Origin of the sequence: Paenibacillus sp. FSL R7-0652, from assembly GCF_038595045.1 — a bacterium.
In the GTDB taxonomy this organism is placed as follows: Bacteria; Bacillota; Bacilli; order Paenibacillales; family Paenibacillaceae; genus Paenibacillus.
Genome location: NZ_CP152001.1, coordinates 6,347,907 through 6,368,619, shown reverse-complemented (window position 1 = coordinate 6,368,619; position 20,713 = coordinate 6,347,907). Strand labels below are relative to the sequence as shown.

The window sequence follows — 20,713 nt, the reverse complement described above, 5'->3', positions numbered from 1 at the left end:
ATATGACTTTGGCTTGCAGCTAATCGTACAAAACAAGAAAGGGCATGAAGATCGCCGAAAGGGTTTACCCTGCATCATCACGTGGGGACCTTGACGGCCGATCATTCATGCCTGTTTTTGTTCAATGAAGCATTCGTTTGGCTTCCAGATACAGCACCTGTACGAATTTCTTTGTATTGATGCGAGTCTGGGACAAAGAAGGCTCCACATTGTTCTGCAGTTCCAGCATCTTTTTGCGAATCTCGGTAAAGTCAAAAAATTTGGAGGCGTAATTTTCGAACTTAGGATGGGTATAATCGGTCAATCCGAGAGAAACCACATGACTTAATGTCTGAAAAATAGCCCTTCGCACCCGCTGTTCGGATGCTTTTACCTCCTTGGTTACATCCGCAGCCGAGGCGTCGTGCCCGAGTTTACGCTGGGCTACATTTTGAAAGATGTCTTTGAGCGATGGGAAGGTGTACGTCGATAGCTTATGCTCTTCTGTCTCCACCTGCTCCAAATATTCGAGCATGTCGAGCAGGTCCCGACTGCCGGCCTCACCGATCATGCCCATCTCGGACAGCAGGAAATGGCCGGCTGTAGCAATGCTTTTGTCCGGAGCCTGTGTCTGCTTGCGTTCACCGGTTTGCAAAATGGACAGTCCCTGCAGTGTACGCTGGATATCAGCAATAGACTGCTGCATGCGCAGCCTTTCCTCAACCAGCCGCAGCACGGATAGAATCTCAAGCCGATTGATCGGTTTCGTAATGTAATACTCAATACCGAGAGAGTAGGCTTCCCCAATCATATTTTTGGACTCAATCTGGGAGATCATCACAATCTTGCCTTTGAATTTTCCTTCCAGCGCACGAACCGTCTGAATCCCATCCTGGTGCGGCATCAGCAGATCAATCAGCAGTACGTCCACCTTATGCAGCTCCAGCAGTTCAGCATAAATATGTGCTCCATCCTCCGCTTCCCCGGCAATTTCCCCCAGCCCTTCATCTTCAATAATGTCCATCAGCATGGAACGCATGCCTGGATCATCATCCACGATAAAATATCGCATATCCGTCATATCCTTTCTAGTTATTGATGGTAAACCCAAGATGGAATGTTATATGGTAACGACGGCTTGCTCCGTCATGCCAATCCTGTTTTATTTTCATAATGTCTATATCAAGCTTTTGAGGTACCCTTCCTTATCATACTGCCCGCTTACCCTTCTGCATAGAAGCTTACATGTAAGGTTAAATGACAATGGCTGGATGAGAGTGGCGCGTTTTTGAAAAAAATGTGCTGTAATCATGTAGGTATTTGTCGTTTTCGGTAGGTGTAATTGTAGTATAAGTCACATGCATCAATCTGAGCCTGTTGTTGTGCGAAATGTTGCAAATGATCGATTATATTCACGGCACAGCACCCGATCAGACATGGGAAGTTAGTCAGGATAACGAACGAATGCATTTGGTCTTTTTTATAATACATCATAATAAGGGGCGTATCGATGGAGCAAACAATACAAGATGTTGTCGTCTTTTTCAATGATTTTCTCTGGTCCAAACTGTTAATTATTTTGCTGGTCGTTTGCGGTGTTTATTTCACAACCAAAACAAGATTCATGCAGTTCCGTATGATTGGTGACATGGTCAAAGTACTGAAAGAGCCAAAGAGCAAGGAGCCGGGCAAAATATCCCCGTTTCAGGCATTCTGTATCAGTATGGCCGCACGCGTTGGTACAGGGAATATTACAGGGATTGCACTGGCTATAGCCTTGGGGGGACCTGGTGCTGTGTTCTGGATGTGGATTATCGCTATTATCGGGTCAGCATCCAGTTTTGTCGAGAGCACACTAGCTCAAATCTACAAAGTTCAAGACAATGGTGGTTTCCGCGGGGGACCGGCGTATTATATGGAGCGAGGGCTTGGAAAACGGTGGATGGGCGTCCTGTTTGCTGTTCTGATTACCCTTTCGTTCGGCTTGGTCTTTAACGCTGTACAGTCAAACACCATTACAGTGGCATTCCAAAATTCGTTTGGAACGGATCGTTTAACGGTAGGTATTATTATGGCTGTCGTTTTTGCAGGTATCATTATGGGCGGAGTTAAACGGATCGCGAAAGCTTCAGAGTATATCGTGGTTGTGCTTGCCGTTCTGTATATTGGTGTGGCTGCGTTTATCGTGCTGGCGAACATTACGGAACTTCCGGCAATGATTGCGTTAATTGTGAAAAATGCCTTCGGTTTCGAACAGATGGCTGGCGGAACACTGGGTGCCGCGTTGATGAACGGAGTGAAGCGGGGGTTGTTCTCGAATGAAGCCGGGATGGGCAGTGCGCCGAATGCTGCAGCGACAGCAGATACGTCTCATCCGGTCAAACAAGGCCTTATTCAGGCATTTGGCGTCCTGACAGATACGCTGGTTATCTGTACAAGTACAGCAATGATTATTTTGTTATCCGGGGTGTATCAAGGCTCCGACCTGGGCGGAATCGAGCTGACTCAGGCTGCGCTCAGTGTACACATCGGCTCATGGGCTTCGGGTTTTCTGGCGGTGATGGTATTCCTGTTTGCCTTCAGCACGTTGATCGGCAATTATTACTACGGGGAAACCAATATTGAATTTATCAAGTCGAATAAGGTATGGCTTTGGATTTATCGGATTGCCGTGATCAGCATGGTGGTATTTGGTGCGGTAGCGAAGGTGCAGCTGGTTTGGGATTTGGCGGATCTGTTCATGGGACTTATGGTAGTTGTTAACCTGATTGCCATTCTGATGCTCTCCAAAGTCACCTTTGAAGCGCTGAAAGACTACAAGCGGCAGAAGGCAGAAGGACGTGATCCTGTCTTCACCCGTGACCGCATTCACATTCCGGGCGAGATCGAATGCTGGGAGTCTGAAAAAGCGGTAATTGGTGCTGAGAAAATGGATGCGACTGGATAAGTCAGGGTTCAACTTGTCAGTTCGAGGGCTTCCGAAAAACTAAAGATGTTGTTGTCGTTTTTAATACAAAAGTGCAAAACAAAAACAGGGCTTGGACTACCAGATATGGCATTCCGAGTCCTGTTTATTGCATTCTGCACTTATCTGCGGGGGTTATCAGGATCGGTTCGGCAGGTGCTGAACCGTGTATCAGCACCCCCTTCTGATATTACCTTTGTACGGAGTAGCTGATCAGCTGCTCGGACAGAGATTTCATACGTGCGCCAGTGTCATTGAGTTTCTCAATAACTTCGGTGAAGGAAGCAACCAGTGATGCCTGCTCCTGTGAAGAAGCCGCAATCTGAGACACTTCAACCTCCATCTGCTGGATCACCTGCTGCACATCTTTCAGGCTGGCATCAATATCGGTCGTTGCCTGCTTGGCGTCAACGGAAAGTTTACGTACTTCGGAAGCAACAACGCCAAATCCGGCACCGGCTTCACCTACACGGGCTGCCTCGATTGCGGCATTCAAGCCAAGCAGGTTGGTTTGTTCCGAGATTTCACGAATAAACCCTGCAACCTTGTTGATTTGGGATGAGTTCTGAACGGCTAGCCGTGTGTTCTGCAGAATCTGCTCACTGGTGGCCTGCAGTTCCTCGGCATGAGCCGCTACATGCTGTACCATATCGACCAGGTTGGCATTGATGTTCTGGTTCTCTTCTATAATTTCTTCCAGGTGGTTCTGATTGGACTGGTCATAAGATACACAGAATACGGCTACAACGTTTTGGTGATCATCAAAAATAGGAATGTTCAGCGTGTCCAGCTCAATGCCGTACACTTCTTTGGGCAGCGTAGAAAGTGTAGCTTCTCTTCCATTCTTCAGCACAGCAAAGTTTTGATAGGCGTCAAGAAGCCTCATCCCTTTTTCAAATCCAAGGTCGAACTTATCAGTTGCTAGAACGTCCAGTACCTTTTCGTGATCATAAACGGACAGGCTGGCTGGTTCCCGCAGGATCAAGCTAATATAAGGCATGACTTTTAACAGTGCGTCAACAACGTTTATGGAACTCATGGAACAAAATCATCCTCTCAATATTTTAATGTAAGTAATTTGGAAAGTTTGCAGAACCTCTATTGTTCATCGGACAGAAGTCAGGTATCCTGAATGTTTGCCTGCAATTAAATTGAACTATTTTCAAAATCATTTCAATATTTTTCCCATCTAGAACGGTTTCATGGATATAAGTTCTAATTGTAACTTTTTTTATGTCTATAAGTTAATATGAATCGGCTTGAATTATGGGACACGTGTCCATTTTGTACATAATTGAGTTTACTTTGGAGGTGTGCCCGAATGAAGGAAGTGTTGGACTTTGAGCTTATGCGCCAGTTTGCCAGGGAGCATGGATTGGATCAGGTGCTGGACGAGACAATGCTTGCCGAACTGCGTCTGCTGGAGGCAGACAAAGGTGAGGTGATATGTGAAAAAGGGGAGCGCCCTGAGCGCTTGTATTTTCTCGTGCAGGGCAAGCTCAAAATTATCACAACGCTGCCAAACGGCAAGCCGCTGCTCCTTCGATTCAGCACACCGCTCGCTCTTGTCGGTGACCTGGAGCTGGTCAACGGCAAAGAAGCTAACCATACGGTGCAGTCTGTGAATCAAAGCTTGCTGCTGGCTATCAGCTTCCGTGTGATTCAGAATGGCTATGCCGAGAATGCGAAATTTCTCTATTTTATGCTTGGTCAGGTGACCCACAAGCTGTACATGTTCTCGAATCTGTCCAGTCTGAATATGCTGTACCCTGTTGAAAGCAGGTTCGCCAGTTATTTATTATCCATTACGGGGTTGGATGCAGCGGCCTCGGAAGAGATTCATACCTCTGAACTGACAGAGCTGGCCGATCTGCTGGGCGCCAGCTACAGGCATCTCAATCGAATCATTCAGGATTTGTGCAGACGCGATATTATTCGCAAGGTCAGACGGAAGATCATCATTCAGAACATAGACGAGCTGCGAGAGATTGCGGGAGGCAGTATATACGAGTAAGTGCTGCTGTGATTAAACAAAAGGCACCCTTCAAAAACGTGAAGGGTGCCTTTTCATCCAAATCTTTGCCATTGAAGTGTATGTGTACATTATTTTAGCTAACTTAAGCTTAAGCACAGACCCCAATCAATCAGATGTTTCCCTGCTGCTCGAACAACTGTGCAATCTCTACAATAACCTTTGTGGCTTTTACCATATTATCTACCGATACATATTCAAATTTCCCATGATAATTCTCGCCGCCAGTGAAGATGTTTGGTGTCGGCATGCCCATGTAAGAGAGCTGGGACCCGTCTGTTCCTCCCCGAATCGGACGAATCACCGGGGTAATATCCAGTCGTGTCATGGCTTCATGGGCAATATCAACGATTTGACGGACGGGCTCGATTTTCTCACGCATGTTGTAATATTGGTCGTTCATCTCGACGGAAACACTTTTCTCACCATACTTGGCCTTCAGTTTGTCCGCAATGTTTAAGAGGTTGGTTTTGCGGGCTTCGAACTTTTCCCGGTCAAAATCACGAATGATATAATGCATCTTCGTCAACTCCACATCACCCTCCATCGCAAGCAGGTGGTAGAAGCCTTCATACCCATCTGTAGATTCAGGCGCTTCCTCTACAGGTAAATGTCCGTTCAGCTCCATCGCGATTTTAAGCGAATTCACCATCTTGCCTTTTGCCGTACCAGGATGCACGTTTGTTCCCCGCACTGTAATTTTGGCTGCTGCTGCATTGAAACTCTCATACTCCAGTTCACCAAGCGGTCCGCCATCTACAGTATAGGCATATTTAGCGCCAAACGCGGCGACATCGAATTTGTGCGGCCCACGGCCAATCTCTTCATCTGGAGTAAAAGCAACCCGAATCTTACCATGTTTCACCTCTGGATGTTCGATCAAATAAGCCATCGCGGTCATAATCTCGGCAATGCCTGCTTTATTGTCTGCACCCAGCAGCGTTGTGCCGTCCGTGGTAATCAGAGTGTGGCCATTGTACCCATGAAGTTCCGGAAAGTCTTTGGTAGACATAATAACATCCAGTTCCCGGTTCAATACGATATCTTCACCGTTGTAGTTCTCCACCACCTGTGGTTTCACATTCTTACCCGTAAAGTCGGTGGCCGTGTCGAGGTGAGCTAGAAAACCAATGACAGGTACATCCTTGTCCGTATTAGAAGGAAGCGTCGCCATCACATAACCGTTCTCATCCATCGTCACTTCCTGCAATCCAATGGAGGTGCACTCCTCTACGAGTAGTTTGCCTAGTTCCAGTTGTCCTGGAGTGGAAGGGCAGGTGGCACTATTTTCATCGGATTGGGTATCCATCTGTACGTAAGTACTCAGTCTTTGAATTAATATATCTTTCAAGTGTAATCGCTCCTTTGTGGGTAATATATACGTTACAAGCGGTGTATCAGGCAGTACATGTCCAGCTTTGCTGTCCGTTCCAATCTCGATCAGAATGCTGATCCTTCAGAATGAATGTGTGCACTTCGCCCGGGATCATAAAGCTGCCTGAGTCTGAAGCGTATCTGCTGGATATTTCTTCCGCCGGATCTGTAATAACATCATATCACGTTTTGAACTGATTTCGAGAACGGGATGCATTTGGTGGGTATATACTTCGGTCAGGAAGGATGCCGATGGAAGGGCACTAAAAAGTGCGTACTTTGAATTTCAGAGCCTCAGGTTCATAATAGCTATGAAGAAAGGATGTGTTCAGATCATGCCATTTATTACGGTGAAAATGCTGGAAGGCAAAACAAAAGAGCAGAAACGTCAGTTGATCGAGCGAATGACCGAAGCTGCCTGTGAGACACTGGGTGTGGAAGCGAGCAGGGTTTTTATTTTCATAGAGGATCTGGAGAAAGATAACTACGGCAAAAACGGCAAGATGTTCTCGGATCTGGATGAAAATGGATGAATAGATAGATGGTTAGCTTAACAGTAATTTGATACAGCCTTAGTTACATGTGACCGAACATGATGACCATGCTGCTGATATAGAACAAGAATAGGAGTTGTATGAAACGATGACAGAGCAATTATTTTCACCTTACGAATTCAAAAGTCTGCAGCTGCAAAATCGTGTCGTGATGGCACCGATGTGCCAATATTCAGTTACGGCCAAGGATGGTATCCCGAATGATTGGCATCAGGTTCACTATGTCAGCCGTGCAGTTGGCGGAACAGGACTCATTATTATTGAGATGACAGACGTTGATCCGGATGGACGGATTACAGACAATGATTTGGGTATCTGGTCCGATGAGCATATCCCGGCCTTCACCAAGCTGGTAGACGGAATGCATGCATACGGCTCCAAAGTGGCCATCCAGATCGCACATGCAGGTCGTAAAGCTGAAGATGCACCGCAGCCGGTTGCTCCATCCGTGGTAACGTTCCCCGGAGAAACCTATAAGGAGCCGCGTGCGTTAACCACCGAAGAAGCGGAAGCCATGGTACAGAAGTTTGCAGATGGCGTGCGTCGTGCAGTTCAGGCGGGTGTGGATGCGATCGAGCTTCACGGTGCACACGGATATTTGATCCACCAATTCCATTCCCCCTTGATGAATCATCGCGAGGATGTGTATGGTCAGGATCTGTCTCGTTTCGGTGCAGACGTCATTCGTGCGGTGAAAAAAGAAATGCCTGCAGATATGCCGCTGATCATGCGAATCTCTGCTGTGGAATATGCGGATGGCGGATATGATATCGATCATACCCTTCGGCTTGGACGTGCCTATAAGGAGGCTGGCGTGGACATGTTCCATATCAGCTCCGGCGGTGAAGCACCATCGGGTCAGCATAAGCCGGGGAACTATCCGGGGTATCAGGTTCCATTTGCCCGTCGTTTCCGCGAAGAACTGAACGTACCCGTGATTGCTGTAGGCATGCTGGAGGGTGCGGCGCTGGCACAGGCTGTCATCGGCAATGGGGATGCCGATTTGGTTGCAATAGGTCGGGGCATGCTTCGGGACCCATACTGGGCTAACCATGCAGCACTTGAGCTGGGTGTGAGCAAGGAGCATGCAGCGATTGCTGCGCAGTATTCCCGCGGATACTAAGCCAGAGTGGAGTGAATTGTAAATTATGAAGTGTTTTGAAACGTAAAGGGAGCTTGACCTCAAGGAGTAGTGGGCATCGGAATGCAGCAGATACTTTTGTTGAAGGGATCATTTCATAAATGATCCCTTTCGTTTATGTCAATTGATTGACTTAAAGATCTGAAGTCAATTGAGGCATATAATTAGATGAACCAGTATAGGAGATGCGATTCAAATACAAGTCTGCATCTCAGTCTGTACGGCTGGCCAATAGCAAGCATAAGACTCGCTTAATTATACTTTTCGTGCTGCTTCGAATACGAACTTCTGGCTGGCCTTTGTAGGAGCTTGTCCAGGCTTGAAATCTGCATAGATCTCAATGTTGGCGAACCCGATCTTCTCCAAAATCAGACGAAGCTCCTCCACACCGTACCAACGCAGTGTGAGCTCCTGCAGCTCTGTGCCGACAAGACTGCCCTGATGCCACTGTTCGTAGCGAATCAGACTGGTTTTGTATTGGTGCAGCAGATTGATTTCGGTCGTTTTCACTTCAATGGTTATCGTGTCGCCATCGGGTAAGCGGACAGTTGAAGTTTCAACTGCAGCGGGCTGGGTAATGTCTGGCAAAAACAGATCAAAGATCAGCCTGCCCCCGGGTTCCAGGTGATCGTATAAATTCTGAAGCGCCTTAATTGAAGCGCAGCGGTCCTGAATAAGCATCAGCGAGCCGCCTGGAATAATTATGGCTTCATAATGATAGGGAAGACGTAAGGTCTCAAGATCGGCCTCGAACAGCTCAGGCGTAGGCAGTGCGCGTTCGGCGCATCGGGCAAGGCAGGATTGAATCATCGCTTTGGAATAATCAATTCCGTCCACCTGCAGGCCTGCTTCGAGCAGTGGAATGAGCATTCGTCCTGAACCTGACATTGCTTCAAGTATGCGTCCACTGCACTGCTGCAGCAGATTGCCGTAAAATTCAATATCGCCTCCCAAGGAATGCCCGACAGGCTTGGTTATATCGTATACCTTGGTGCATAAGGGACCGTAGTAACTGAATGACATCGTATATTGTTCCTCCACATAGTCAGATGTTTGAAACGGGAATGTGGAAGGTAAAGCTGAGCGGTGCTATCCCTTCCGGCAGCGGTGTTTGGAAATGGATTTATCAGAGCAGACTATCATAGGAATCACACACCTTATATGTAAGATGAACCCATTATAGGTTGAATTTAAAAATAGTGTCAAGGAGGCGGTAACATGGAATCATCATCAACGGCATTGCCGGATATTCAGGAAGAGCTTGTACTATTGGCGTCTGTGGAAAAGGTATGGAATAAAGTCTCGACAGCGGAAGGCCTGGAATCATGGTTTATGCCCAGTAATCTGGAGCCGGTCGAAGGCCATGAATTTATACTGGAGGCAGGACCATTTGGACAATCTCCCTGCCAAGTGATCGAACTGCGGCCGCAGGAGAAGCTGGCTTTTCGCTGGGGTAAAGACTGGACATTAACATTCAAGCTTGCTGAACAAGCTGAGGGCACCCATTTTACCTTAGTTCACAGCGGCTGGGATGCCGACAAACTGACTGAATTCGGACAGGCGCACGCATTAATTCGCGAACGTATGGCCCAAGGCTGGTCTGGTCTTGTACAGAAGCTTGCCCAAGTCGTTAAATAGAGACGATCTTTTGAAAAAGACCGCAGGAAATAGATTCCTGCACAATCAACTGACCCCGGGTTTCTCCCCAGTTTTATCTGGCGGAGACAGCTCCGGGGCTTTTTCTGCTGCAGCAGATCCATAGTAATGACTGCATCGTCTCCCATTTTGACGAAAAAAAAGGAATCCAAACGGGTCATGAACTATTTCCGTGAGCAGCGGAAACGTGTAACATGGAATCATAGGAATAAATCGACAAAAATTGACGTCTCTCGCTGTTTGAGGATGGAAGGAATACATAGATGAGAAAACACTGGATCATGCTGACGTTAAGCTTTATATGCGTTGTGCTGCTCCCGCTGGGATGGATTGCTCAGACGTGGATCAGCGAGCGAAACAATCCACAAGTTAAAGATGGACGTATAGATCTGCGTCAATGGGATTTCAGCCAAGAGGGAGCAGCGCCGCTGAATGGCGTTTGGGAATTCTATCCTCATAAGCTGCTGGGTCCGGGAGATTTTACACCGGATATGTCGGGGCGAAGGCCGTTGTCCACTCCCTTAAATATTCAGGTTCCGTCCAGATGGAACACATCGCTTGGACAGGCTCATGGATATGGTACCTATCATCTGCAGGTGAGGCTCACTCCCCAGCAGATGAAAAACCGCTTTGGCATCCGGACGCAGAATATACGAATGTCTCATCGCATTTTTATTAACGGAACGCTTATTGGGGGTACGGGCGTGCCTGGCGTATCCAAGGACTCCGACACTCAGATGAATCTGCCCTTCACAGGGTTCACATCCCTTGAGGGAGATACAGCTGACATTGTCATTCAGGTATCCAATTACAGCTATTCTTCCGGAGGTATTGTAGCGCCCGTTCTATTTGGGGATGAGCGTAGTATCTTTCGAAGCCAGCAGCTGGACTGGTTCAAAGACCTGATGACACTATTCGGATTTATTCTGCCGGCCATTTTTTTCCTGATGCTGTTCAGGCTGAGGCGCAGTGAGAAGGAACTTCAATTTCTGGGGTTGTTCAGTCTCTCGGGTGCATTATATGCCGTCACGCATGGAGAGAAGCTGCTCGCCACATTTGTGCCGCTGCTGACACATAATGAGCTGCTTCGTCTGCAGCTTCTAAGCGGAGCCTTCGCCTATTACTTCCTGCTTCGGTACTTGGCTGCGTTAGTGCCGGGTGCTGTCCACGGATGGTTTGTTCGACTGGGTCTGGTGCTGCTTGTCATACAGACCCTTATAGGCGTCATTCTTCCACCAGCGTTGTTCTCAACCCTTGAACTTCCAATGCTGATCATCTCTTTTACTGTGATGATCTATGCGATACGCACCATGATTCATTGGTCGCGTAAACGTACAGAAGACAGCCATTTTGCACTGGTTGGCCTGATGAGCATAATGATGGTGGTCATCCTGCATACCATCGGAGCATTTGTGGCGGTTGACACTGCCTTTCTCGCACTGCTTGAGCTGCTGTTATTTGTATTAATCCAGATGGTTGTCACAGCTATTCGCTTTGCGCTGTCGTTCCGTGATGTGGAAGCTCTGTCAGAGCGCTTGCTGGTGATCGACAGCCTGAAGGATGAATTTATGGCGAATACATCGCATGAGCTGAGGACACCGCTGCATGGCATCATTAACATTGCCGAATCTATGCTGGAGGGAGCTGCAGGTGCAGTGAATCCAAAACAAGCCAAAAATCTGTCCATGATCACGTCAACGGGAAAACGGTTATCGCTGCTGGTCAATGACATTCTGGACTTCTCCAAATTGAAAAATAGGGAGATTGAATTGAAGCGGGTCCCTGTTGATCTGGAGTCGGTCGCGCGAACTGTAGTTGAGGTATCTGGGTTTACGTATGAGGATAAACCCGTCGTATTGGTACAGCAGTGGCCTGATCCACTGCCGCTGGTGGAAGCCGATGAAGATCGACTTCGGCAGATTCTTTATAACCTGCTGGGTAATGCTTACAAATATACAGAACATGGTGAAATTCGGCTGTCTGCTTCTGTTGAAGGAGATACGGTCAGGGTATCTGTTGCCGATACTGGTGTGGGTATCGCACCAGAAAGACTTGAAGATATTTTTCAATCCTACGAGCAGGCGAATGGAACGATGGAAAGGTCTTACGAAGGAACCGGACTGGGACTCAGCATTACGAAAAAACTTGTGGAGCTGGGGGATGGAGAGATTGGGGTTGAATCAGAGCCGGGTGTGGGATCAACGTTTTATTTCACCCTGCCGATCGTGAAGCTCCCGCTGCTGCAGGAACAGACGAATCCCGTTCCGGCACGTTACGTAACGGCGCAGGTGAAGAAGGCAAGTGAGGATATCGCAAATGACCTGGACCCATTGAGTTCATTACAAGAACAGGACGAGAACCAGGAAGGGGAGCATACCATTCTGATTGTGGATGATGACCCTGTGAACCGACATGTACTCTTGAGCCTGCTGTCCACGGAACGATACCGCGTACTTGCAGCAGATAGCGGTTTCAAAGCTGTGGAGCTGTACGAACAGAATCCGTCCATCGGTCTGGTTATTACAGACTGGATGATGCCCAAAATGTCCGGGCTGGAGCTCTGCCGCAAACTGCGGGAGCATCGTTCGTTGTCCGAGCTTCCGATTCTTATGCTGACTGCTCGTGGATTACCCGAAGATATCCGGCATGGTTTTGAAGCGGGAGCGAATGACTTTCTGAGTAAACCGGTAGATGCAGGTGAATTGCGGGCAAGAGTTCGAACCTTGATTGAGCTGCGCACTTCTGTGCAGGATACGATTCGGACCGAAATGGCCTTTCTTCAAGCACAGATCAAACCTCATTTTCTCTATAATGCACTGAATGTAATTATTTCCACATGTGCTGTGGACCCCGACAAGGCAACGGATCTGCTAATTGAATTGAGCCATTACCTGCGAGGGAGCTTTGACTTTCACAACAGAGATCAGCTGGTGCCTCTGTACAAAGAGCTTGAATTGGTAGAGTCCTATGTTCATCTGGAACAAGCCAGATTTGAAGACCGGCTCGTCGTCAAGATTGAAGTACAGCCGGATATTCGGTTATTTCTGCCGCCTCTTACCATTCAGCCGCTTGTAGAGAATGCCATCCGTCATGGAGTTATGGAGAGAGCAGCCGGCGGTACGGTGCGGCTTCATATATATCAGGAAGCCGAAGATGTCATTGTTCGGGTGCAGGATGATGGTGTTGGTATTCCTCCTGAACGTATGGCTCAGGTAAAATCAGGCCGGACCGAAGGTCCAGGAGGGGTTGGATTGCAGAATATCAATCGCCGTCTTGTGTCGCTCTATGGACAGGGACTGGACATTCAAAGTCATGTGGGAAGCGGTACACAAATCCAATTTCGGATTCCGCTGAATCAGGTTCATCATTTTGCATGATAAATTTAGAATGCAGTGTTATCTGGGTAATTGTGGTTAACATACGAATAAGCGGATGCCGATATAGTGTGTGTCCATATTGAATCTCTCATGGCAGGAGGTTGAGAAACGGTGAGAGCCATTGTAATTGATGACGAGAAGCCAGCGCAGCTGCATCTGCAGCGTCTGCTGCAGTCGGACGGAAGAATTACCCCTGTGCAGTGTTTTTCAACAGCGCGCGAAGGACTTCACTATCTGGCAAATGATCGTGTAGATGTTGTGTTTCTGGACATTGGCATGCCAGAGGTTAATGGCCTTGAAGCAGCTGAATATATACAGCAGTTGGACCCGACCATTCGAATCATATTTGTCACAGCGTATGCCGATCATGCGGTAGAGGCATTTGAACTTCATGCTCTGGATTACGTGTTAAAACCGGTCAGTTCGGCCAGACTGAGCAAAACGATTGATCGAATCGCAGGCGCGATGACCTATCATGCTCAGGCTGCTGCTGCGGCCGAAGTGCAGGAACCGGAAGCTGAGGAATTGGAATTCCAGGCGCCCGGACTGCTCACATTCAAACATCTCGATATCTTCAGAAGTCTGGAGCAGAGCGCGGAGAAACATAAATGGCGCACAACCAAATCACAGGAACTATTTGCTTTTCTGTTTCACCACAGGGAAGAGTGGGTAAGCAAGGAGATTCTGCTTGATAAGCTCTGGGCAGATGTATCTCAGGATAAAGGTCTGACACTGCTGCATACATCGGTGTACCAGATTCGCAAGTTATTGAAGGAATGGAGCATGACAGCCAAGCTGGAATACAATATGAACCGCTATCGTCTGTTGACCGGCAATTTGGTAAGCGATATTGAGCAGTTCGAACAGGCCATGTCCTATGAAACCATTACTTCGGATAATGTGAATGATCTGAGGCAGATTGCCCTGCTCTATCGCGGTGATTATCTGGAAGAGCATGATTACGATTGGGCAAGATCCAAGGGCAGGGAGCTCCGGCGCAAGTATATCGGACTTGTCATGGATATTGCCAGATGGGAAATGGCTCACGAGCGGGGCGAACAGGCGATTGAGCTGCTGACTGAATTACAGGAGCGTGAACCGTATTCGGAGGAAATCTGCCGTTTAATGATGGAAGTATATGCTTCCATGGATGATCAGCAGGGTATATTGCGGCTCTATCATTCATTTACACTGGTGCTGAAGGAGGACCTGGGACATCAGCCCGAGCCTGAAACGAGCAAGCTATATCAAAGTCTGACGAAACAATAGATATTCAGGCAGGAAGGGGCAGCGCGTGAAGTTATTCATACATCGTAAAGATCTGCGTACAGATGATCTGCAAGCATTTGATTATTTGCGGGAACGGGATGAGAAGAGCCTGCATGTGTTGATCTACGATCCATTCCTGCTGCGGAAGGACCGGGAGAAAGAACACAGCGGTGTGAATTTCCTTCGTCACGCTTCGGCACTGGGCCGAAAATATAAGGAGGCAAAGAGGCAGCTTCATACGGCTTATGGCAAACCTGCGGAAGTGGTCGAATGGATACTGAGCTGCCTTCAGGACGAGATCAGCGAGATCGTGGTTCATCGGGATGTGACCCCTTATGCGCAGGAGCGGGACCGGCAGATTCGTGAGGTGTGCGAATCCTATGGGATTTTATTTACGCAGCTTACTGATCATCTGCTGATGGACCTGCAGGCCTTTGCCCGTTTCACAGGCAAGTCAGAACCCTATAAAGTATTTGCTGCCTTTCACCGGCGCTGGGTGGAGTTTATGAATGAACATCCCAATCCGCCATCGGCGGTAGCGGTTACAGACTTGAACGTAAGCGAACAGATGCTGGATTGGCCTGAGTCTATAAAGGTTCCTGATGCACTGCTTAAGAACGCTGATGAGGCCGTGGATCAGGACCCACATGTGCTGCTGGATCAGTTTCTGTCCGAACGAGCAGCGGATTATGGAGATCACCGGGATGAATTTGAGGCTTATGAACCAAGTCATCTCAGCTCTTATGTGGCTGTCGGAGCAGTATCCATTCGCAAGATGTATGATGCTGCGCAGCGTGTCTCAGAAGCTGGAGAGTGGATCAGACAGCTCTGCTTTCGCGACTTTTACTTGTACAGGGCAGTGTATGAGAAGCATTATTTTGAGTATGAAAAAGTATACGACCTTTCGCTTCTTCAAGATACTTACTTCGAGCGTTGGTGCAGAGCAGAGACGGGCATCCCGATTATTGATGCAGCGATGACAGAACTGAACGAGACCGGACATATGCCGAATCGGCTCCGCATTCTGACAGCCATGTTCCTGACCAAAAACCTGCAGTGCCCATTCACAATGGGTGAAGCCTATTTCAGACGGAAGCTGAAAGATTATGACAACGTTCAGAATCGTGGTAACTGGTTGTGGTGTGCCTCGCTGGGTGAAAATGCTGCGCCGTATTTCCGCGTGAACAACCCGGTTACCCAGTCCGAAAAATATGATGCTCAGGGAGACTATATCCGTAAATGGCTGCCGGAGTTGAAGGATCTGCACAGCAAAGAGATTCATCAGCCAAGGCAGGATGCAATCGTTGACCTGAAGGCGTCCAGGCAGGCAGCTATTGATGTGTACAAACAGATTCTGGCAAGTCGTTAGAAGAACTCCTTTCGTTAAGAAGCGGAATATACATGTCTCTACTGGAAGTATTCTTTGCTTGAACTTCCAGCGCATAAGCGGAAAGATCGGGTATCAATCCGCGAAGCTTTAGCTTCTTAATCATCCATAGAATCGATTCATCCATCTGTACCCGGTCAGCATCTCCGTGATGGGTATATCGGGCATATTCCCGGGCAGCCAACGTTATACCTGTCATGCCTTCGGGCAGCACGTCATAATAGGATACCTCCACCCCCGCGATATAATGATATAAGCGCTGGCGGCTCAGAACCACACCTGTCCTTACCCCTGCCTGTTTCTGGCGGGGGATTTCGTGCTGCCTCCGTTCCAGTTCCGTCCATAACCTGGGGATCATGACCTGTGCCATAAACACTGCCGTGAAGGGTGCCTGAAACTCCAACCCAACTACATAAGTCTGAGGTCGAACAGTCTGCTGAAATGGATCGCTGCGAACTGCCCGTTGGGCTGCTGTCCGGCTATCCAGGCGTTTCGGCTGCAGTAGGAAGTATCCTCCCCTGCGTCCAGGTTCTGCATATAAGGGAACACCCAAACCGCTTAGTTCATGCAGATAACGAAGCATTGTCCGATATGATAAGTCAAACTCCGCGGCCATCTCATCCACGGTAAAGGTTGGTTTTTCATAAACTCGCATCATCAGCTCAATTAAACGTGCCGTTTTGGTCATAATACCCTCCCTTGATTTAAAATAATTATACTGACAGAATTTGTCACTATTTTAGTATAAAATAGAATCATGACAGGAACAACACGACTTGCTCGACTACATTAAAGAGGGAAGGAAGAGTTATATGAAGCGTATTCACCAGACAGAATTGGTTCACAAGGATAATGCGGTGATGATAGGTTTGAAGTGGGAAGGGTCCTTTGCCGATGCAGGTGCTGGAGAAATCCGCAGGGTGCAGACTGAATTTAAGCATCGTTTGCATGAGATAAGGAATGTGCTCCATCCAGAAGAGTTATTAGGGCTGTCATATCATATGACAGACACCGGATTTGTTCATTATGCGGCTGTTGAGGTTGACCACAAGACACTACAGTCTATCCCGGAAGGGATGATTAAATTCGAAGTCCCATCGCATACTTATGCAAAATGCAGTCACGTAAAGGGGCATTTGGTTGAATCGTCCTATAATCGGATATATACATGGATTGAAGAACAGGGATATCACCTTTCAAAAGGGTCACTCACACATTATGAAGTTTATCCGATGGAACAGGACCCGTACGATCCGGAGCCTGAATTCACAATTTTGGTACCAATTAACTTGAAATAATCTGGTCCATTATAAAAAGCTTACAGACCGCGATGCTGCGGTCTTTTTGGTGTGTTAAAGTATGTAAATAATGTGAATTGGACTGAAAAATTAAAAAATATTAAGAGATTAGACTACACATGTTAAGCAATATGGCTTTTAATAGATAGAGAGTTTAATGGACTAAGTCATATTTAACATATCGACGAAAACATGAAGGAGAACCTCTAAACATGACTCAAACACTGAAAAGAGAACGAATCCCGGAACTGAACCTCGTACGGGCGATAGCCATTATCGGTGTGCTTTTTGTGCATTCTACCTCCAGTGCTACGCTGGAAATGACGGATTCCAGGTATTACTGGCTGTACAACTTTATTAATATTTTTATGAAATACGGTACGCCGACCTTTATTTTTTTGAGCAGCTTTGTGCTGTTTTATAACTACTATACCCGTCCGCTGGACAAGAAACTGGTCAGTAATTTCTACAAGAAGCGATTTGTCTATATTTTGCTGCCCTATTTCCTGTTCTCTATCTTGTATTTTGTCGTACTGCATAATATGTACTATCAAGGACGGCCATTTAATGAGTCGCTCATCACTTTTATAGAGAAGTTATTTACAGGTAAAGCTCACACGCATCTGTATTTTGTGTTTATCAACATGCAGTTTTATCTGATCTTTCCACTTGTGCTGTGGCTGCTTAAGAAATATCCTGCTGTGGTAAAGTGGTCTATACCGATCGGGCTTCTTATTCAATGGGCTTTTATCGTAAGTAATAAATATGGATTCCAAGTACCCAATAAGGGGAGCTGGGCATTTTCCTATTTTTCCTACTTTATGTTAGGAGCTTTCATGGGAGTATATTTCCCGAAAATCAAACAATGGTTTGTACTCAGCCGGGAGAATGCATCGAAATGGCGCTTGGCCTCATGGATTTTGCTGTGGGTTGTGTGGATCACGGCGGGGCTGGCCCATGTCAGTATCTATTACTTGCTGCGGTTGAAGATTGCGACGTATAACACATTGTGGTACGAGCTCTTCTGGAATGTACACACGTATGCCTGTGCGTTAGTTATTATTCAAATATCAATTTGGCTTTATCATCATGGTCCTTCAATCGTGGTCAAACCGCTTAATCGGCTTGGCGCATTGTCTTTTGGCGTTTATCTGATTCATCCGTTCTTCCTGCTTTTTTACCGTGAACATCCTCCGCAAACCGGTGTGTCCTGGTTGATTCACCTCTGGTACGCGGGCGGGTTTGGCATCGCACTGATTGCTTCATGGATTGTGGTAGGACTTGCGGCGAGGTTTGTTCCTTATGCATGGGTCCTGTTCGGTAATCTGCCCAAACCCAAACTGCGTCTTGTCCCGCAGCAGCAGTCCGGGCAGATGGATGCCTGATAGACAACAGGCTGCATATGATCTTGGTGTGTCTGAAAACGCTGAAGGAGGCAGGTTTGCCGAATTTTCGGTTCCCAGCCAGAAAATTTACTGCAGACGTGTCGGGCACGTCAGGAAAAGTGGCGTATCAGGATGCGAAAAGGTGAAATAAGAGATGCACTTCAGCAGGTTTCAAGATTTGAATTGATCTAGTTAGCCGTTTCCAGATACAGCCTTAGGGTGACTGGAAACGGTTTTTTTTGGTACTTCCGCTGCATGGTGCTGATGGTTATTCCGTTATTATGTCGTGGGAACGAATGTTTCTTTTTCTGAATGGAAGGGTAATCATAAGGCGGAATGATAATATACAGCAAACTTCGAAGACAGGATCAAGGTGATCAAATATGACTAGATGTGAACAATGCGGGAAACCGATGCAGGATATATTGGAATATGTAGAGCACATTCTTCACGAATGCAGTGAACAAACCCCTGAGTATAAGTCGGAAGATTACAACGCGTATGGCAATGAGGGTGTTCACGAGCAGATGTGATACAATAGAAAGAAACCGGATTCATTCGGAACCGAGGTGACAGCATGGAGACAGGACCAGCCCCTTCTCGCCAAGTAAGGGCAGCTCACGAAACAAGACAAACCAAGACATGTATGTATTGCGGAGAGCAGCGCCCTGCGTCTGATTTTCGGCGCAGAACAGGGAAGCGTGCGGGTCCCGGAGCCAGACGCGGCGCATGCCGTCGTTGTCGTCAGCTTGGTACACGGGACGAACATCATGGGCGGGCAGCAGTGGTACCTGATGCTTCGATGCTTCCCCAGGCCCATGATGAGACGGATAAGAACCTTAGACAGGGCAAGGCTCAGCCTCGGGTGACGAATGAACGTGAACGGAATACGCATGGCTCAGTGAAGCAGCGCGGAGAGAATGCTCGGGAAAATAATCCGGAAAGCCGTGTGCACTCAGATGTAACAATAGAATCAGCACCTTCCGATCATAGTGGTCCGGCTGCGGATCAGATATTGAAGGATGCGGCCATTTCGTCAGCTTCCTCCTCGGGCAGTCAGCGAAAGAAAAGACGAAGACGGCGGAAAAGAAAGCCGTCGGAGATGATAAGCGCTCATACCTCCGGGGAAGTGGAGTCTGAGCGCGAGTCATCCACCGGGCAGGATGCGGTGGATGATTGGAGGCCGGGCGGAGAGTATCCGCCCGGCGAAGCCCATTCGCAGGGCGCTGCCGCTGCGAATGCACAAGGCAGCGCGCAGCGGGCACGCAGACAAGCTGCCGCTGCCGTTCCAGCCGCCGAGCAGGCATCGGCGGTTGGGGCACTGCTGCCTGCTTCGCCGCAAGACCAGGCAGCAGCGCCTTTGCCTGCGGCTGCGGATCCAGCGGCCGCAGCCCGGCCCAAGCGCAAGCGGCGCCGCAAGCGTGCGGCCGCACTCGCGCCCGGCGCAGGGCAGGCCCGCAGCGGAGCTGCCGAGGCCCCTGCGCCGGAGCTAGGCACTGCCCGTGGCGATGCCAGCACGGGCAGTGCACCTGCAGCGGCGAAGGCACAGCCAGCCGCTGCAGGACGCGAGCCATCCCATTCCAGCCGCAGTCACGGGGCTGGAATGGATGGCAGGCCGCGGCGTCATCACACGCCGCCGGCCATTGACCCGGAAGATCCGGCTTCGCTCCGGACCAATCGGCAGGGCATGGTACGCATGCGCGGCAAAACCGACAAGGGAAGACGCTGGCATCAGGAAGTGGATATGGAGCTTGCGGTTACGCTGGTGAAGGAGAAAGCAGCTGTTGTGGTCAATCGGTACACTATTCGCCGATTATTCAGCAACAAGGATTTCAAGCGGTTTATTCTGGACCGGGACAACTATACCTGCTATTTCTGTGGCTCCTATGGAGATACGATTGATCATCTTCTTCCACGGGCAAAAGGCGGTCATACCACTCCGCTCAACTGTGTCTGTGCCTGCAATCTATGCAACCAGTCCAAAGCAGCGATGGATGCGGAAGAATTTATGCATTCGGGCATTCCCGAGTGGAATGCGGCCCATCAGGCGGAACTGCTTGAGCTTGCGATGCAGGAAACGGGATTGGAATGAAAAATTAAGCAAACCAGCCTGCTGTATTGGATTGGATAGGGATACAGAGGTTGTTATATGAGAAGCACACCTAGACGAATAATCGGGTGTGCTTTTTGGTTTGGCTGTCCATCCGAATATTTCTTCAAATTGACAACGATACTGCCTTCCAATGTACGTTATACTTGGAGGGCGGAGATCGAACAGATCAAATAGATTGGATGG

Annotated in this window: 16 protein-coding genes and 1 pseudogene; 12 read left to right on the top strand and 5 right to left on the bottom strand. The window is 48.2% G+C overall.

Annotated features, from left to right (window positions below):
• Positions 1 to 121 precede the first annotated feature (121 nt).
• Entirely contained in the window at positions 122 to 1,051 is a 930-nt protein-coding gene (locus MKY97_RS27760; RefSeq protein ID WP_342553357.1) for a response regulator, read from the bottom strand.
• Between the two features lie 438 nt (positions 1,052 to 1,489).
• Here MKY97_RS27760 and MKY97_RS27755 point away from each other — a divergent pair, with 438 nt between their 5' ends.
• Positions 1,490 to 2,926, top strand: coding sequence for an alanine/glycine:cation symporter family protein (locus tag MKY97_RS27755; protein WP_342553356.1), 1,437 nt, complete (start codon positions 1,490 to 1,492; stop codon positions 2,924 to 2,926).
• A 208-nt stretch (positions 2,927 to 3,134) separates the two neighbouring features.
• Here MKY97_RS27755 and MKY97_RS27750 read toward each other — a convergent pair whose 3' ends face one another.
• The gene (locus MKY97_RS27750; protein WP_342556474.1) at positions 3,135 to 3,974 is read right to left on the bottom strand and encodes a methyl-accepting chemotaxis protein; all 840 of its coding nucleotides are present in this window, start codon (positions 3,972 to 3,974) and stop codon (positions 3,135 to 3,137) included.
• A 291-nt stretch (positions 3,975 to 4,265) separates the two neighbouring features.
• On the opposite strand from MKY97_RS27750, the gene MKY97_RS27745 reads away from it, so the two are divergent.
• Positions 4,266 to 4,958 carry a cyclic nucleotide-binding domain-containing protein gene (locus MKY97_RS27745; RefSeq protein ID WP_342553355.1) on the top strand — a complete coding sequence of 231 codons (693 nt, stop codon included), beginning with the start codon at positions 4,266 to 4,268 and terminating at the stop codon, positions 4,956 to 4,958.
• Between the two features lie 130 nt (positions 4,959 to 5,088).
• Here MKY97_RS27745 and pepT read toward each other — a convergent pair whose 3' ends face one another.
• Positions 5,089 to 6,327 carry a peptidase T gene (gene pepT / locus MKY97_RS27740; protein WP_342553354.1) on the bottom strand — a complete coding sequence of 413 codons (1,239 nt, stop codon included), beginning with the start codon at positions 6,325 to 6,327 and terminating at the stop codon, positions 5,089 to 5,091.
• 358 nt (positions 6,328 to 6,685) lie between these two features.
• On the opposite strand from pepT, the gene MKY97_RS27735 reads away from it, so the two are divergent.
• Together MKY97_RS27735 and MKY97_RS27730 are read left to right on the top strand one after the other, a co-directional pair.
• Positions 6,686 to 6,883 carry a 2-hydroxymuconate tautomerase gene (locus MKY97_RS27735; protein ID WP_342553353.1) on the top strand — a complete coding sequence of 66 codons (198 nt, stop codon included), beginning with the start codon at positions 6,686 to 6,688 and terminating at the stop codon, positions 6,881 to 6,883.
• 109 nt (positions 6,884 to 6,992) lie between these two features.
• A complete protein-coding gene (locus tag MKY97_RS27730; RefSeq protein WP_342553352.1) occupies positions 6,993 to 8,027 on the top strand; it encodes an NADH:flavin oxidoreductase/NADH oxidase in 1,035 nt (344 codons plus the stop codon).
• Positions 8,028 to 8,300: 273 nt separating this feature from the next.
• Here MKY97_RS27730 and MKY97_RS27725 read toward each other — a convergent pair whose 3' ends face one another.
• Complete coding sequence (locus MKY97_RS27725; RefSeq protein ID WP_342553351.1) at positions 8,301 to 9,068, bottom strand: methyltransferase domain-containing protein; 768 nt, start codon at positions 9,066 to 9,068, stop codon at positions 8,301 to 8,303.
• Positions 9,069 to 9,263: 195 nt separating this feature from the next.
• Here MKY97_RS27725 and MKY97_RS27720 point away from each other — a divergent pair, with 195 nt between their 5' ends.
• From MKY97_RS27720 to MKY97_RS27705, 4 genes are all read left to right on the top strand, one after another.
• Positions 9,264 to 9,683, top strand: coding sequence for an SRPBCC domain-containing protein (locus MKY97_RS27720; protein WP_342553350.1), 420 nt, complete (start codon positions 9,264 to 9,266; stop codon positions 9,681 to 9,683).
• 281 nt (positions 9,684 to 9,964) lie between these two features.
• Positions 9,965 to 13,078 carry an ATP-binding protein gene (locus MKY97_RS27715; RefSeq protein WP_342553349.1) on the top strand — a complete coding sequence of 1,038 codons (3,114 nt, stop codon included), beginning with the start codon at positions 9,965 to 9,967 and terminating at the stop codon, positions 13,076 to 13,078.
• Positions 13,079 to 13,189: 111 nt separating this feature from the next.
• Complete coding sequence (locus MKY97_RS27710) at positions 13,190 to 14,347, top strand: response regulator (RefSeq protein ID WP_342553348.1); 1,158 nt, start codon at positions 13,190 to 13,192, stop codon at positions 14,345 to 14,347.
• Between the two features lie 25 nt (positions 14,348 to 14,372).
• Positions 14,373 to 15,716, top strand: coding sequence for an FAD-binding domain-containing protein (locus tag MKY97_RS27705; protein WP_342553347.1), 1,344 nt, complete (start codon positions 14,373 to 14,375; stop codon positions 15,714 to 15,716).
• On the opposite strand, the gene MKY97_RS27700 is transcribed toward MKY97_RS27705, so the two are convergent.
• Complete coding sequence (locus MKY97_RS27700) at positions 15,679 to 16,422, bottom strand: HTH domain-containing protein (protein ID WP_342553346.1); 744 nt, start codon at positions 16,420 to 16,422, stop codon at positions 15,679 to 15,681. The genes MKY97_RS27705 and MKY97_RS27700 overlap by 38 nt on opposite strands.
• A gap of 124 nt (positions 16,423 to 16,546) precedes the next feature.
• Between MKY97_RS27700 and MKY97_RS27695 the strand changes: the two genes are divergently transcribed.
• From MKY97_RS27695 to MKY97_RS27680, 4 genes and pseudogenes are all read left to right on the top strand, one after another.
• On the top strand, positions 16,547 to 17,032 hold the full coding sequence (locus tag MKY97_RS27695; RefSeq protein ID WP_342553345.1) for a GyrI-like domain-containing protein: 486 nt from the start codon (positions 16,547 to 16,549) through the stop codon (positions 17,030 to 17,032).
• 212 nt (positions 17,033 to 17,244) lie between these two features.
• The gene (locus MKY97_RS27690; RefSeq protein WP_342553344.1) at positions 17,245 to 18,417 is read left to right on the top strand and encodes an acyltransferase; all 1,173 of its coding nucleotides are present in this window, start codon (positions 17,245 to 17,247) and stop codon (positions 18,415 to 18,417) included.
• Positions 18,418 to 18,800: 383 nt separating this feature from the next.
• Positions 18,801 to 18,950: a hypothetical protein gene (locus MKY97_RS27685; protein ID WP_342553343.1), complete on the top strand. Its 150-nt coding sequence runs from the start codon at positions 18,801 to 18,803 to the stop codon at positions 18,948 to 18,950.
• Positions 18,951 to 20,080: 1,130 nt separating this feature from the next.
• Positions 20,081 to 20,509: pseudogene (locus MKY97_RS27680) on the top strand (HNH endonuclease); the annotation flags it as partial.
• Positions 20,510 to 20,713: the final 204 nt, after the last annotated feature.